This is a genomic window from Gilliamella sp. Fer1-1, from assembly GCF_001690825.1.
GTDB classification, from domain to species: Bacteria; Pseudomonadota; Gammaproteobacteria; order Enterobacterales; family Orbaceae; genus Gilliamella; species Gilliamella apicola_C.
Genome location: NZ_LZGX01000098.1, coordinates 1 through 14,534, shown reverse-complemented (window position 1 = coordinate 14,534; position 14,534 = coordinate 1). Strand labels below are relative to the sequence as shown.

The window sequence follows — 14,534 nt, the reverse complement described above, 5'->3', positions numbered from 1 at the left end:
TTTTTAAATGCAACTAATTTTTTACTTAAAGTAGTATGTTATTTAATGGTTAAAAATGACTTACAATAAACTATACGGGTTTATATTGTTTTAAAAACGATTATTAATTAATTTTTAAATAAAATGAGCTAAAAACAACTAAAATAAATAATAAGGGTAGGGTATTTGCCTACCCAGTTATTTTGAGTTAATTCACTTTTTTATATTTTTTAAGTTCGGCAAAGCAATTGCGAGCAGGATGATAATCACGCCTACCCATTGATTAAAATAAACCGATTCATGCAAATAAAAAAATGAACAAGTCACCGCAACAGGTAGCTCTGCAGCTGACAGAATCGCACTCAAAGAAATACCTATTCTAGGTATTCCGATTGAAAATAAAAAAGGAGGTAACACAGTTCCAAGTAATGCTAATAAAAATCCTAATTGATATAGTTTATCGCTAATATCAAGCTTAAAGAAAAACAAAGGTGGAAAAATTAAAAAGGTGATAAAGCAGGCGCCAGTAATCATTAAAGCACTTTTTTCAAGTTTAGGTAATTCATTACCAATATTGCTACTAGAACTAATAAAGAGCGAATACATTAGCGCAGCTAGAAAGCCAAAAAAGCAACCTGTTAAATTTAAACTAATATCTTGATTAAAAATACCAGCTGCTAGGCTACTTCCAAAAATAATCACAATAACGGTGATTAGTTGGGTGATAGAGGGTTTATTTTTGAAAATAACAAAATCAATAATGACACTAATCCATAAATATTGCATTAATAAAATAATTGCAATTGATGCAGGTACTAATTGCACGCATTGATAATAACAAATACCTACTAACCCAGGAAAAAGCCCAACGGCAAACACCTTCCATTTTTTTGTTGGTTGAGGTATTTTAGTAGCCGAATTTGATAATGCATTATCCGTTGTTGTTTTGGGCTTGTGGATTGTTTTAACAATAAGGTGAAGGCTCCATAACATTAGCATCCCCAAAAAACACTGGACACCAGTAACTTCGCCTAGTGTATAGCCTGTTTTATAAGCAGTTTTTACAATTGAAGAAAGCACGCCAAAACTACATGCACCTAAGAAAACCAAAAAACCACCTAAAAATTTATCTTTCATAATTAAATCTCGTAACACTAAAAAAATAACATTGTTGAATATATCGACAAAAAACACAATAAAAGCCCTAGGGGGACTTGTTTTATTCAACCCCCTATGGCTTTTAACTCATTTATTTAAAAAATGTAGCAAAACAGTGATAAGTGATATTCTAAAGTCCGCTAATCTACATAAACAAGGGATTACTCTACAGAATTGTTTTTAGTATAGTTATAATTAAATGAATAATAAAAAACAATACCTAGCACAAGTGCATAAGAAGCAAAAATTAACCAAATTGTTTGCCAATCTTTAACACCATTATGCGTACACATGTCAACAACAACACCACTTAAAATCGAGCCCAAATAAGCACCAATTCCGTTGACCATGGTCATAAATAGTCCTTGAGCGCTAGCTCGAATATTTGAGTTAACTTCTTTTTCAATAAAAATAGAGCCGGAAATATTAAAAAAGTCGAATGCACAGCCGTAAACGATCATTGAAAGCATAAGTAGTACAAACCCGAAAGGTGTTGGATCACCAAATGCAAATAAACCAAATCTGAGAGTCCAAGCAATTATGCTTATCATTATGACTTTTTTAATACCAAATTTTTTGAGAAAAAATGGGATAGTTAAGATAAACGCAACTTCAGCCATTTGTGAAACAGATAATAAGATAGCGGGGTATTGTACAATTAAACTATTTTGAAATTCCTGGATTTTACCAAAATCATGTAAGAAAGCGCCACCAAAAGTATTAGTGATTTGTAATATTGCACCAAGCAACATAGCAAATAGAAAAAACACCGCCATTACTGGGTTTTTAAATAACACAAACGCATCTAACCCTAAATAAGAACTCCAAGACTGTTTTGGTTTTTTTTGCGTTTCGATATTGGGTAAGGTTGAGCTATAAATCGCAAGTATTAAAGAAGCAATGCAAGCAACATAGAGTTGAGCACTGCTCAACTCTAATTTACATAAACTGACAGTCCACATTGCAATAATAAAACCTACTGTACCAAAGACGCGTATTTTAGGGAATGTGGCTACCGTATCTAAGTTATCTTTATCTAAACAGTGATAACTAATTGAGTTAGATAAAGCAATAGTAGGCATATACGCTAACGCATTGCCTAACATCGCCCAAAATAAAAGCGTTGCATTGTTTATTGATGCAGCATAAAAAAGTGCAATTGCACAAATGGCATGGCAAAACATATAAAGATATTTGGCTTGCAAAAACTTATCAGCGATGATACCAACAATAAATGGGGTAATTAATGCAGCCAAAGCTTTAGTGCTAAAAATCATTGATACTTCAACACCTGAAAAGTGCAAAGTATTTAGTAGACAAGCACCAAACGTCATCAACCAACTTCCCCAAATAAAATATTGGAAAAACATCATTATTTTTAATCTATTTTTTATGTTCATTGTTTATTCCTAAAATAAAGTAAAACCTTTTATAGAAAACCACAAATAAAAAGTACTGATTAAAAACGTTCAATCGTTTTTGTAATAAGTTGTAAAAAGGTTGATTTAACGCGTTCTGCTGTTTCTATCACTTCTTCATGCCCTAGCGGTTGATCTAAAATGCCACAAGCCATATTGGTTAAGCATGAAATACCAATGGTTTTTATACCTGAATGATGCGCTATAATGGCTTCTGGTACGGTTGACATACCAACCGCATCGGCACCTAAAACGCGGATCATTCTAATTTCGGCTGGTGTTTCATAAGTTGGACCAGTCCACCAAGCGTAAACACCTTCACGTAAGGTAATATTAAGTTCGTTTGCTACATCCATTACTGTTGCGCGCAATTGTTTGTTATAAAGCTCACTTACATCTAAAAAGCGCACGCCTAAATCAGGATTATTAGGTCCAATAAGTGGATTATTAGCAGTTAGATTGATATGGTCGGTAATCAGCATTAAATCGCCTGGTTTAAAGCCAGTATTCACTGCGCCACATGCATTAGTGATAATCAATTTTTCAACACCTAACATTTTCATCACTCGAACAGGGAAAGTGACTTGATCTAACGAAAATCCTTCATAATAGTGAAAGCGACCTTTCATTGCCACGACTGTTTTGTCGCCACATTTTCCAATAACTAGTTCATTGGCATGGCCAACAGCGCCAGATTTTGCAAAATGGGGAATTGTGTCATAAGCAATATGAACAGCATCTTCAAGTGTATCGGCAAAAGGTCCTAGACCTGAACCTAAAATAATCCCAATAGTTGGTTTTTTATCTGTGTGTTTTTGAATATAGTTAACGGCTTGTTGAATATCTGAAGTTTGATGCATGATGGTATCCTTTCAAAAAGTTAAATGCTAAAGTAAAACAGGCACAATAAAATAAATAATAATAACCTATTATTTAGCTTAATTGGATAATAAGCTTATAAAGTAATTAAAAAACAGAGTAAACTCTGAGGTATATATTATGATGATCTTCGCTCAATAAAGAAAGGTGAGAATGGCGGTATCTTGGATTGAATGAGAGAATGTTTTTTTACTCTTTATTATTCAATAAATTAAATTAAAAATTAATTTTGATGATCAACATTGATCAAGGCGAAAATCGCTATTAGGTTAGTCGATCTTCACCAGAATAGATCACACCTTTATCACCTCTAAAAAATCCTAATAACGTCAAGTGACACTGTTTGGCTAAATCAACAGCCATTGAGGTTGCAGCTGAAACCGCTAACAAAATCTCTACACCACAATTAGCCGCTTTTTGTACCATTTCGTAGCTAGCACGGCTTGATACTAATACCACGCCTTGTCGAAAGTTAGCGTTGTTAGGCAATTGCATTGCTCTAAATCCAAGCAGTTTATCTAATGCCACATGCCTGCCAATATCTTCAAAACCTGCTATAAATTGCCCTTTCAAATCTAACCACACGGCCGCATGTGTGCAACCAGTCTGTTCACCTACATGTTGAACTTGCGATAAATAGTTTAGCGTAGCACTAAAATCAGTTAGTTTAATCTGGCTTGTTAAAGGCAAAGAAGGAATGGTTTGGTAGACTTGATCTATTTGCTCAGTGCCACAAATACCGCAGCCTGTGCGCCCTGTCAAATTACGGCGTTTCTCCTTTAGTTCACTAAAGCGCCGAGACGAAAGTTCAATCTGCACTTCTATACCTTTGGGGCTATTAACAACATCAATACCATAAATATCATTAACTGATTGAATGATATTCTCAGTTAATGAAAACCCAATTGCAAAATAATGTAAATCTTTTGGTGTTGCCATCATTACTACATGAGAAATTCCGTTATAAATTAATGCAATTGGTTTTTCAATAGCTAGTGTATCAGGCTGTGGATTTTGTAATTCATTATTTTTAAATTTACGCACAAGAATTGATTCTATACCGATTGCCATAATTTATCTCTTATTAATTGGGTTATCATTAAAGCTATCATAAGTGTAAGCTCAAATGTTAATGAATTTAAAAAACGCTAATACTGTGTAAAATTATACAACAGATAGCGCTCTTAGCTCTAAACGCCTAATATTATGGTAAAATGACTAATTATAATCAATTGATAGTTCACAAGCTAACCCATGTCCCTACACGAAATTACATTGACAACCATGCAATTTATTGAGCATCATCAAATTTGGGCGTTACCGATTATATTTTTATTAGCATTTGGGGAGTCATTGGCGATTGTCTCGCTTTTGGTTCCTGCGACTGCTGTTTTATTGGGGATAGGCGCTTTAATCGGTGGTGGTGCAATATCATTTTTACCTGTATTAATTGCTGCTACCGTGGGAGCTGTTTTAGGGGATTTCTTATCTTATTGGTTAGGAAAGCACTATCATCAACAAGTTATTGCTTCATGGCCTCTCAATAAACACCCTAAATTAGTTTATCGTGCCGAACAATTCTTTTTGCGTTATGGAGTGCTAGGAGTGTTTATTGGGCGTTTTTTTGGACCATTACGTGCAATTGTGCCATTAATCGCTGGCACAATGCATATGCCAACTGCCAAATTTAATCTGGCCAATATTGCATCTGCACCCGTCTGGGCATTTGTATTGCTTGCTCCCGGCGCTTTCGGTGTGCCATGGCTAGAAACACTATTTAACTAAATGGTACCAACAGTATAACTACGACGCCCACTTTTGCGACCTAACGCTTCCAAATTGGTTTGTAGTGGTGGGAATGGTAATGTCAAATGATGTTCACGATAAGCTTCAAGTATTAGCTTATGTATAGCGCTTCGGAGCATCATGCGGTGTCCCATTTCGGCAGCAAAAACACGTAACTCAAACAATTGAATACCTTCTTGAATATCTACCAAAAAGACTTGAGGTTCAGGATCGTTAAGCACATATTCACATTCATTTGAAGCTTGTTGTAGTAGTTTGATAACCAGATCACTATCAGCATCTATGGTTGCAGGAATGGTTAACACAATACGCGTTATCGAATCAGATAACGACCAGTTTACCAATTGTTCCGTAATAAAAGCCTTATTAGGCATTACAATTTCTTTGCGATCCCAATCCACAATGGTAATGGCGCGAGTATTTATTTTAGTGATGTTGCCTGTTAAATCACGAATTGTCACTGTATCACCAATGCGTACTGGTTTTTCGAATAAAATAATTAGACCCGAAATAAAATTGGCAAATATTTCTTGTAAACCAAAACCTAACCCAACACCGAGTGCAGCAATGAGCCATTGAATTTTAGACCAATCGATACCAATAAAAGAAAACGCAATCATGCAACCTACCATCAAAATAATATATTTTGAAATAGTAGAAATAGCATAACCTGTTCCAGGAGCTAGCTCTAGATGCTGTAAAATGCCTAACTCTAACAAAGCAGGCAAATTTTTGACTAACTGCACGGTAATTGTCATGACTAAAATCGCAATGCATACCGCTCCAAGAGTAATGTATTGCTCAATTTCAGTGCCGTTAACAATAGCATTTGTTTTCCACAGTTTAATATTATTCATAAAGGCAAAAGCTGAATGTAGTTCTGACCATAACAAAATCATACTAATGAGCGCAATCATCATAATAATTGATCTCACTAAATGTAAAGATTGAGCACTAATAGCATCTAAATCAATAACGGGTTCATCAACGTTGTCGCTAAGTGAATTAATATCTTCATCGTGTGATTTGGCACGTTGCATGCGCTCTAAGCGGCGTTGCTTGGTACGCTCAAATTCAATACGGCGTTTTTGGATCCACATCCAACGGCGAATCATAAAATAAATAACTAACAGCGCAAACCAAATAATGACCGATGCTTCAAGACGCCCCAATAGCACTTGGGCAGTCGATAAGTAGCCCAAACAAGCCGCAATAATGGCAAGCCATGGCGCACTCAATAAGATAAACCATAAAATATGACTTAATAAATTATCACCAGAGCTTTTTTTATCAATATAAAGAGGAACCCCTGCACGATGAATGGCGTTAGTCATAAACACTAAAGCAAAGCAAAGACAAATAAACGCCGTACGACCAATGGTGGCAGCAAATTGACGATTGTTGTACTCATCAAAACTCATGACTATCATCACTAATGGAATCACAAGCCAAATCGAAAGTTGATAATATTTCATCGCTGCACGTACGCTACGTTCAGGCCAACCAAAGTGGGCAATAAAAAGCCCATTCGATGAGGCAAAATGGGCTGAAATAATAAATACCCATAAAATTGGTGCTGCCGCATTCACCCCATAACCTAACGCAAAGGCAACGGGATAATCCCAATTAATCTGCAATGCATAACCAAACACCGCCCACAAAATTGGCACAGGTAACGCCATAATTAATGAAAACATAACCACTTTTAGCGTTAAAGAATAACTATCTTGTGTTACTTTACCGACGCGGGTAGCTGATTTATTTAAAAAAATGTTATATTTAGCGCGCATCTTAAAATGCGCAAACACAAACATTAACGACAAAATAATTAAAAACAGTGGCTTTGGTGCACTAAGCACTTCTGCGCTCGCATTATAAAGTTGTGAAAGGGTATCGATCGAAAAAATCACATAAACCACATCTTTAGCTAAGTTGATTGGATAGTTCATCGATATTGGGTTGACATCTGCCACCCAAAAAAAGTAACGATGTGCAGCATCGTTCACTTCGTCAATTGCATTAGTGAGTTGCTTATTTGCAATTTTTAATTTAGTTAATTCTAAGATGGTGGTATCTGTACCAGAAATAAGCGTCTTAAGTAATTCGGTTTGTTCTCGAATTAAACGGCGATATTGTGTGGCCTCTTTCACACTATTAAGTGGATTGGTTAAAGTTGGATAATCATCTAAGGAAGTTAAAATATTGCTATAATTAAGTTGTTGGGCTTTTGCTTCAGCAATTTCGGCATCAAGCGCTTGCGATTTAGGTTTTTCGGGTAAGCGTAACAATTGTTGACGTAAAGTTTCGCCAAGCGCTGTTGAAAAGCTCAGCCATTCGCCTTGCTCATCAAGCGTGGCTAGCGTATTTTGTACATGTGAAATCTGTGTAGTGATATTGTTTTGTTCATTAATAATACTGGTTAAATGCGTTTTTTGTAGCTCCATATTTTGTCTGAGCTCATCATTTTTATCACTCAACAGGTGAACAACTTGTGAAAGATCTTCTTCATTATTAATGATTGGCAGGGTTTCTTCAGCAAAGGTGAGTGAAGAAAACAACGCCACAGCAAGGCACAAAACACTACGAATCCACATAAAGCTATATCCTATTGGCTAATTTTTGACCCACACGAGTAACATCCCCCACCTTAAGATAGCTTTCAAACTCAATAGCATTTGATGCAAAGAGCGTAATAACCGTTGAGCCTAATTTAAAGCATCCCATATCTTGCCCTTTGGTTAATTGTATCCCTTCGACATAAGTCCAGCGTTTCATAATACCTTCACGCGGTGGCGTAATAATGCCTTCCCATGGCACTTCTATACTACCAACAATGGTTGCTCCCACTAAAATTTGTGCCATTGGCCCAAATTCGGTTTCAAATAAACAAATCACACGTTCATTACGTGCAAAAATATTTGGAATGCTTTCGGTTGTTGCTTTATTGACTGAAAATAGTGAACCAGGCACATAAATCATCTCACGCAAAATACCGTCACAAGGCATATGAAAACGGTGATAATTTTTAGGTGATAAATAAGTGGTTACATATGAACCATTTTTAAAAAACTTAATCATATCAGCATGACAAGCAACCAGAGATTCTAAAGAATAAAAATGCCCTTTAGCTTGTAACATTTGGGTATCTTGAATAGTACCAAATTGGCTAATGACACCATCGGCCGGCATAATAACTGAGCTATCTCCAGTATCAATCGGGCGCGCATCATCATTCAATTCACGAGCAAAAAAGTCATTAAATGTTTTAAATTCTTTTGCATCGCTAATTTTTGCTTCGCTCAAATCTACTTTATATAGTTTACAAAAGCCCATAATCATCCATGTTGTGACCTTTCCCAACTGTTTTTTGGCAAGCCAACCAAATATAGCGGTTAATACCTGTTTAGGTAGAAGATACTGAATAATGGCTTTTAACTGATTTAACATATATCACTCTCAATAAGTTCGCAAATGCGAACATTATAACAATATTTACACATAAAGTGTAAAACGACTGAATCTTATAAGATATGATATTGGTTACTTACATTTTTAACACATTGCACACCACAGAAAGCAAAATTATTCATCATTGTATGCATTGGTCTCCTAAGTTAGATAAAATTTATTTAACAAAATGGTATAAAAGTAATGAAATAAAAAGTCACTTAGTGAATCATTACTTGAGCAGAAAACCTGTACTTCAACTTGATGATGGATGACAATTGATGTGTATTTTGCCACCATAATTAATGAGTGGTGAGGGCTATTTAAAACGCCAAAATGAAAATTTATTAAGGCGTTATTCTTGTCGAATTTAAAGCAAAATTCACAATATGGCGGTAAATAGAAATTATTTTATCCATAGGTATTTTAGTGCTTAATTTTTAAATGAAATAGTCATATTATTTGATTATGTGCTACTACTCGCTAAAAAATACAAAAAAGACTAAATTATCGATAATAAACACAGGAATTAATATACATATTGACCATTTCATATAACCAAAAAAGCTGGGCATGTTAATCTTATTTTGAGTGGCAATGCTTTTGACCATAAGATTAGGTGCATTGCCGATATAACTCAGTGCCCCCATAAAAACCGATCCCATTGATATAGCGAGTAATGTCTTGTTAAGTGTTGTCATTAATATTACCGCATGACCCGATGCCAAATTGAAAAAAACAAGATAGGTTGGTGCATTATCTAAGAAACCCGAAAGCAAACCAGATAACCAAAAGTACATACTATTAACTGGCTCGCCTTGAGAGTTGGTTACTAGCGATACTAAAGGTGCTAGCGCGCCGTTGCTACCCTTGTGCAAAATAGCTAGCACAGGCACAATAGTAATAAAAATGCCAATAAATAGCTTTCCAACTTCAACGATGGGAGCCCAATTAAATTCATTACCTGCACGTACTTGTTTCGGGGTTATTTTTATCGAAATTATTGTTATGGTAATGAAAATAATATCGCGAATTAAATTAGGTAAAGTAATGTGTGCATCTAAAACGGTAAAGTAAATTGATGAGTGCCAAATGCCCGACATTAGTACACTAGCAATAATTACCAATAATAAAAAAATATTTCTTATACCATAAATTTTAACTTTTGTACTTTTTGTGGTTGAAGTCAAAGTGGGAAAATTACCATATTGTAAATGAAAGTAGTGGCAATCAATCATATAATAAATAACTAGTAATAACAATGAGTTAAGCAAGATTGGTAATAACATATATTTAACTGTCCAGCCAAAATTAACACCTTTTAAAAAACCAATGAATAAAGGTGGATCGCCCAGTGGCGTTAGCCCACCACCAATATTGGCGACTAAAAAGATAAAAAAGATAACTGTGTGCACGGCACAGTTTCGCTCTCGATTGGCTCTGATTAAAGGGCGTATCATTAACATTGCTGCGCCTGTAGTACCCATGATTGAGGCTAATAGCGTTCCGATTGCCAGCAAACCAACATTTAGCTTGGGCGTGCTAAGCACATCGCTTTTAATCAAAATTCCGCCTGAAACAGTAAATAGTGCTAACAATAACAAGATAAAGGGAAGATATTCCATCATGATTGCATGAACGGTAATATTGATGGCGGTTTGCAAACCAAATAAAAACAATAGAAAGGCTAAAAATAACAACGTCCAAAAAATAATGATTTTGCCGTAATGGTAGTGCCAAAGTTGCGGCAAAAATAGTGGAATTAACGCAATAGACAGTAATATCCCCACAAAAGGAATCACCCAAAGTAGTGATAAATCATATTCGTTAAAACCCATTGCATAAAGATCAAAAGGGAAAAGCAATAATGCAAAAAGTGATACCAGCGGTAAGTTAAAATAATTTTTCATGTCATTTTTTACTTTTTTAAATTGGTGCAATTATAACAAATAAAAACTAAAATTAATTTTAAAAAGCGTTTTATTACGTTTTATTCAGTTTTATCAATTAAATACCACAACAGAGACAATGAAATATTATAATCACGCCATTATAAGCTGGCGTTAACGATAGAGGGTAATAAATTGCTGTACTGATTATTTTCTACTGATATTACACGTGTTTTGCGATGTCGGTATTTTCGCTTAATTGCTCTAAATATTTTATAATAGCGACTATTTAATTTTCAATAAAATAGGAACAGTGTGCCAGTATCATTAAAAAAGCCTTCTTTGCATAACCGTAATAAACATCAAGACGGTTATCATTTTGATCTGCTCATTCAAACTTTGCCTAGTTTGGCACAGTTTGTTAAGTCCAATGGTTATGGCAATTTGTCGATTGATTTTGCCGATCCTAAAGCAGTTAAAATGCTCAATAAGGCGCTTTTACTCCATTATTACCAGTTATCGTGGTGGGATATTCCTGATGGTTATTTATGCCCGCCAGTTCCTGGAAGGGCGGATTATATTCATTCTTTAGCGGATTTATTAGCACAAGACAACGGTAATCAGATCCCTTGTGGCAAGCAAGTGAAAGTGCTTGATATCGGAGTTGGTGCAAATGTGATTTACCCTATTCTTGGGCGTGCTGAATATGGCTGGTCGTTTGTTGGTAGCGACATTAATCCGATCGCTATTAAAACAGCATCGTTAATTTGCCAAGCTAATAACCTATTAAATGGATCTGTGTTATGTCGATTGCAGAAAGACAAGACGGCCATATTTAAACATATTATTAAACCCAAAGAATTTTACCTGCTAACACTGTGCAACCCACCATTTCATTCTTCTGAGCAAGAAGCATTGGCCAGCACGCGTAAAAAGCTGACAAATTTAGGTAAGTTAACAAGCCCAACACAAAAAGCAGTTTTTAACTTTGGCGGGCAACATGCCGAGCTTTGGTGTCAAGGTGGTGAAAGTGTTTTTATAACAAAGATGATTAAAGAAAGTGTAGTGTTTAAACATCAATGCTTATGGTTTACTTCGTTAGTATCTAAAAAATCCTCATTAGAATTAATACAAAAACAATTAAAAGTGGCAGGTGTCATTGATAGTAAAATTATACCCATGGCACAAGGACAAAAAGTAAGCCGATTTGTAGCGTGGACATTTTTTAATAAAAATGAGCGTAAAGATCTTTTTAAAAAGATTTCAGGAAATACATCCGTTTCAATAAAAAACAACTCAGCATATTAACTACATTGATTTTAAAAGCATCACAAAGGTAAACCAAATATGGGGAGAAGAGTGTCAATTTAGATTTTATTGGTGGTTGGATCTTAATATCGACACCGTTTTTAAGGTATTTAATAGAATAGTAAGTCGTTTTAAATAAAAACGTTAAGTATTGGTGGGTTATTTTACTCGCTTTGGATAAGCTTTGAGTAAATTGTTGTGTGCGTTTTGTTCTGATAACCAATAGGCGTAATTAAAAATAGGAAATGCATTTTTATACATACTTAGATAGATGCAAAAGCACTAGTGAAGGAAAACAACTGGAGAATTTATTTTACTCATCGGATATTTATTTTATTAAAATGAATTCCGATGAGTAGTTAGTATTTATCAGATTAAGTTTGGGCTAATACGGCGTAGCTTTTAAATAATAGGTGGCGGGTTATGATTTATTTCATACCCATCTTTCACTATCTAAAAATCACTAACCATTTAGATGCACCTTTAAGTACCTCAAGCTTAGTGTACGATATCAGGAATATTCACTATAATGCACCAAAAAGAACGGTAAATCGGCATGATAAAAATCATTCAGAAAAGTTATTGATTTTATTAAAGTTTTTATTTTTGTGAAGAATAGCACTCCCCATTTTGCTACAACCTATCTTATGATGCAATGCCTAATACATTATTTCAATAATCCATTGAGATTAAAAAATAATCATATATAATTTGTAAACATTTTGTAAATAACATCACGACAGGTGTAAATCAATCCCCTTTTAAAAAGGGGGAGAGGAAAACACCATGGCAAACAAGCTTAATCGCCTGCTAGGTCAATCAGGTGAAGGATTAACTGGTGGATTACTTGATAGTTTTGGGGGTATCAGCTACAACCGCTACACCTTAACCGTTGAGGGATTCCGCTCAGCGATTTCTGTTCTACATGTTGAAAGAAATGAGCAGTTAAATCAATCTTGGCATTATACCTTTACCAGTACAGACAAAGCTACCGCAGCTACTAAAGCGCTGACCCTAATCTGTGGTGGTTCTTATATCAAAATCAGCAGTGAGGGCATTGAACTGGGCACGCAAGATAATGTGTATCTTAAATGTATGTGATGCAGAAGATGGGGCCAGCAAGTAATCATTTATCCGCAAAACTGAATAATAATAATCGAGAGCTCGAAGTCTTATTAAAAAAACAGGTATCGTTTAACTCAAAAGGCTTTTCGGCATAAGGAATAAGGCAATCAACATGACCATAAAAAAAATCGACAATTTCAACTTTCCCGTTGGTGAAGAGCAACTTAGTCAAGATGCGTATTATAAAGCATTATCAGAAGCGAGTAGTGGCTTCTACCCATTTGGTGAAAATGGCATATGGCATGGGGGCATTCATATTGATAAAGGCGTACTAAAAAAGCTGGATAATGATAATGTAGTGCGTTGTATGGCCCATGGTGAAGTGATTGCTTACCGAGTCGATAATATTTATCCTAAAATAGTGTATCAGGACAATGAACAGTTAGACGAAGCTTACCAAGACTGCCAAAAAGTGGCTTATTTTTCAACGGGCTTTACCTTAGTCAGACACCAGTTACAAATGCCTAAAGTCGCAAAAGCAACCGACACGCCACCCTCAATAACCTTATACAGTTTATATATGCATCAACTCGATTGGTATGGTTATCAGCAAAAAGAACAAGAAAGCGATAGTCAGGTTACTTATCCCCATTATTGGCAAGCGAAAGCCGGAGAAGTGGATGAGAAAAACGCAGACACCATTGCTGGCAGCGTGATACGCGAAAATGGAAAAAACACAAAGGTTGTGGGGTTATTGCTTAAAGGCAGTAAAGTTCGTTTAGGTGAACAAAAAAGCGGTATGTCTGGTTGGTATAAAATTGTGTCGATAACCGCAGGGGCGGTGGTAACACCAGACGGCTTTCAACATGAATTGAGCAATATTACGGGTTATGTTTGGCATAAAGATATTGGCACAACAGCAAATGATAGACCGACAGGAAAAACCGCAGAAACCAATAAGGATTATGAAATCTGTCGAGAAGATAATAAAAAGGTGGGCAAACCAGAAGTAGAAATCAAAGGGATTGCTATCTATGGCACTGCGAATGACAGCCAAAAGTTAACTTATTTGCCAAAAACGGCGACTTTTGAATTTGATGGGCAAGAAAATGGTTATGCTAAAATCTGTAAAATTGGTAATTGTACTGTTCCGGCAGTTTTGGTTGTTGAAAATGGTGGGGATGAAGCGCCACATAAGGGGTATGTCAAATTAACCTCACTGATAGTGACCCAACTTAAACCTGAAAAATTAGATAAAGTGGTGGTATTAAAAGCGCCTGTGCCAATCGATAAAGGCGACTTTATAGGTTACATCGGCCATAATGTCAGCCAATCCGAACGTTTTGACGAGCCTAAAGTTGCCCCATTATCTACGATGAAACGTGCATTAGACAAGCAATTACCGCCAATGGCACACATTGAATTATTGACTTGTGATGATTTGCCCGCGTTTATCACTAAAACCCGCTCCTTAGCGGACAAGCTTCCAGAAAGTGAAAAGACAATCATATTAGTTGAAAAAGAGGCCAGATTAATTCAGCCCTCAGCAGATAGCTATTTAAACAGTGGCATAGGGATTCATTTT

At 35.6% G+C, this 14,534-nt stretch carries 9 protein-coding genes and 2 pseudogenes; 4 read left to right on the top strand and 7 right to left on the bottom strand.

Translation table 11 applies throughout. From position 1 onward, the window contains the following. Positions 1-192: 192 nt before the first annotated feature. The 4 genes from A9G28_RS10775 to fdhD form a co-directional block, all read right to left on the bottom strand. Positions 193-1,116 (bottom strand): EamA family transporter, encoded by a 924-nt coding sequence (locus A9G28_RS10775; protein WP_065580670.1) that lies wholly within the window; start codon positions 1,114-1,116, stop codon positions 193-195. 182 nt (positions 1,117-1,298) lie between these two features. Next, positions 1,299-2,537: a nucleoside permease gene (locus tag A9G28_RS10770; protein WP_065580669.1), complete on the bottom strand. Its 1,239-nt coding sequence runs from the start codon at positions 2,535-2,537 to the stop codon at positions 1,299-1,301. A 59-nt stretch (positions 2,538-2,596) separates the two neighbouring features. Continuing rightward, positions 2,597-3,415 carry a purine-nucleoside phosphorylase gene (locus A9G28_RS10765; protein WP_065568446.1) on the bottom strand — a complete coding sequence of 273 codons (819 nt, stop codon included), beginning with the start codon at positions 3,413-3,415 and terminating at the stop codon, positions 2,597-2,599. Between the two features lie 283 nt (positions 3,416-3,698). After that, complete coding sequence (gene fdhD / locus A9G28_RS10760) at positions 3,699-4,505, bottom strand: formate dehydrogenase accessory sulfurtransferase FdhD (RefSeq protein WP_065580668.1); 807 nt, start codon at positions 4,503-4,505, stop codon at positions 3,699-3,701. Positions 4,506-4,688: 183 nt separating this feature from the next. Here fdhD and A9G28_RS10755 point away from each other — a divergent pair, with 183 nt between their 5' ends. Then, positions 4,689-5,219, top strand: a complete 531-nt coding sequence (locus tag A9G28_RS10755; RefSeq protein ID WP_065580667.1) for a DedA family protein — start codon at positions 4,689-4,691, stop codon at positions 5,217-5,219. On the opposite strand, the gene mscM is transcribed toward A9G28_RS10755, so the two are convergent. The 3 genes and pseudogenes from mscM to A9G28_RS10740 all read right to left on the bottom strand — a co-directional run bounded on the left by mscM (position 5,216) and on the right by A9G28_RS10740 (position 10,597). After that, complete coding sequence (gene mscM / locus A9G28_RS10750) at positions 5,216-7,834, bottom strand: miniconductance mechanosensitive channel MscM (RefSeq protein ID WP_065580666.1); 2,619 nt, start codon at positions 7,832-7,834, stop codon at positions 5,216-5,218. The genes A9G28_RS10755 and mscM overlap by 4 nt on opposite strands. A gap of 7 nt (positions 7,835-7,841) precedes the next feature. Next, positions 7,842-8,687 (bottom strand): annotated as a pseudogene (gene asd, locus A9G28_RS10745) (archaetidylserine decarboxylase); the annotation flags it as partial. Between the two features lie 476 nt (positions 8,688-9,163). Beyond that, positions 9,164-10,597 (bottom strand): sodium:proton antiporter, encoded by a 1,434-nt coding sequence (locus tag A9G28_RS10740; RefSeq protein WP_065580664.1) that lies wholly within the window; start codon positions 10,595-10,597, stop codon positions 9,164-9,166. A gap of 294 nt (positions 10,598-10,891) precedes the next feature. Here A9G28_RS10740 and rlmF point away from each other — a divergent pair, with 294 nt between their 5' ends. The 3 genes and pseudogenes from rlmF to A9G28_RS10725 form a co-directional block, all read left to right on the top strand. Beyond that, positions 10,892-11,884 (top strand): 23S rRNA (adenine(1618)-N(6))-methyltransferase RlmF, encoded by a 993-nt coding sequence (gene rlmF, locus A9G28_RS10735; protein ID WP_065580663.1) that lies wholly within the window; start codon positions 10,892-10,894, stop codon positions 11,882-11,884. Between the two features lie 786 nt (positions 11,885-12,670). Continuing rightward, a complete protein-coding gene (locus A9G28_RS10730) occupies positions 12,671-12,985 on the top strand; it encodes a hypothetical protein (protein ID WP_065580662.1) in 315 nt (104 codons plus the stop codon). 136 nt (positions 12,986-13,121) lie between these two features. After that, positions 13,122-14,534, top strand: a pseudogene (locus A9G28_RS10725) (hypothetical protein); the annotation flags it as partial.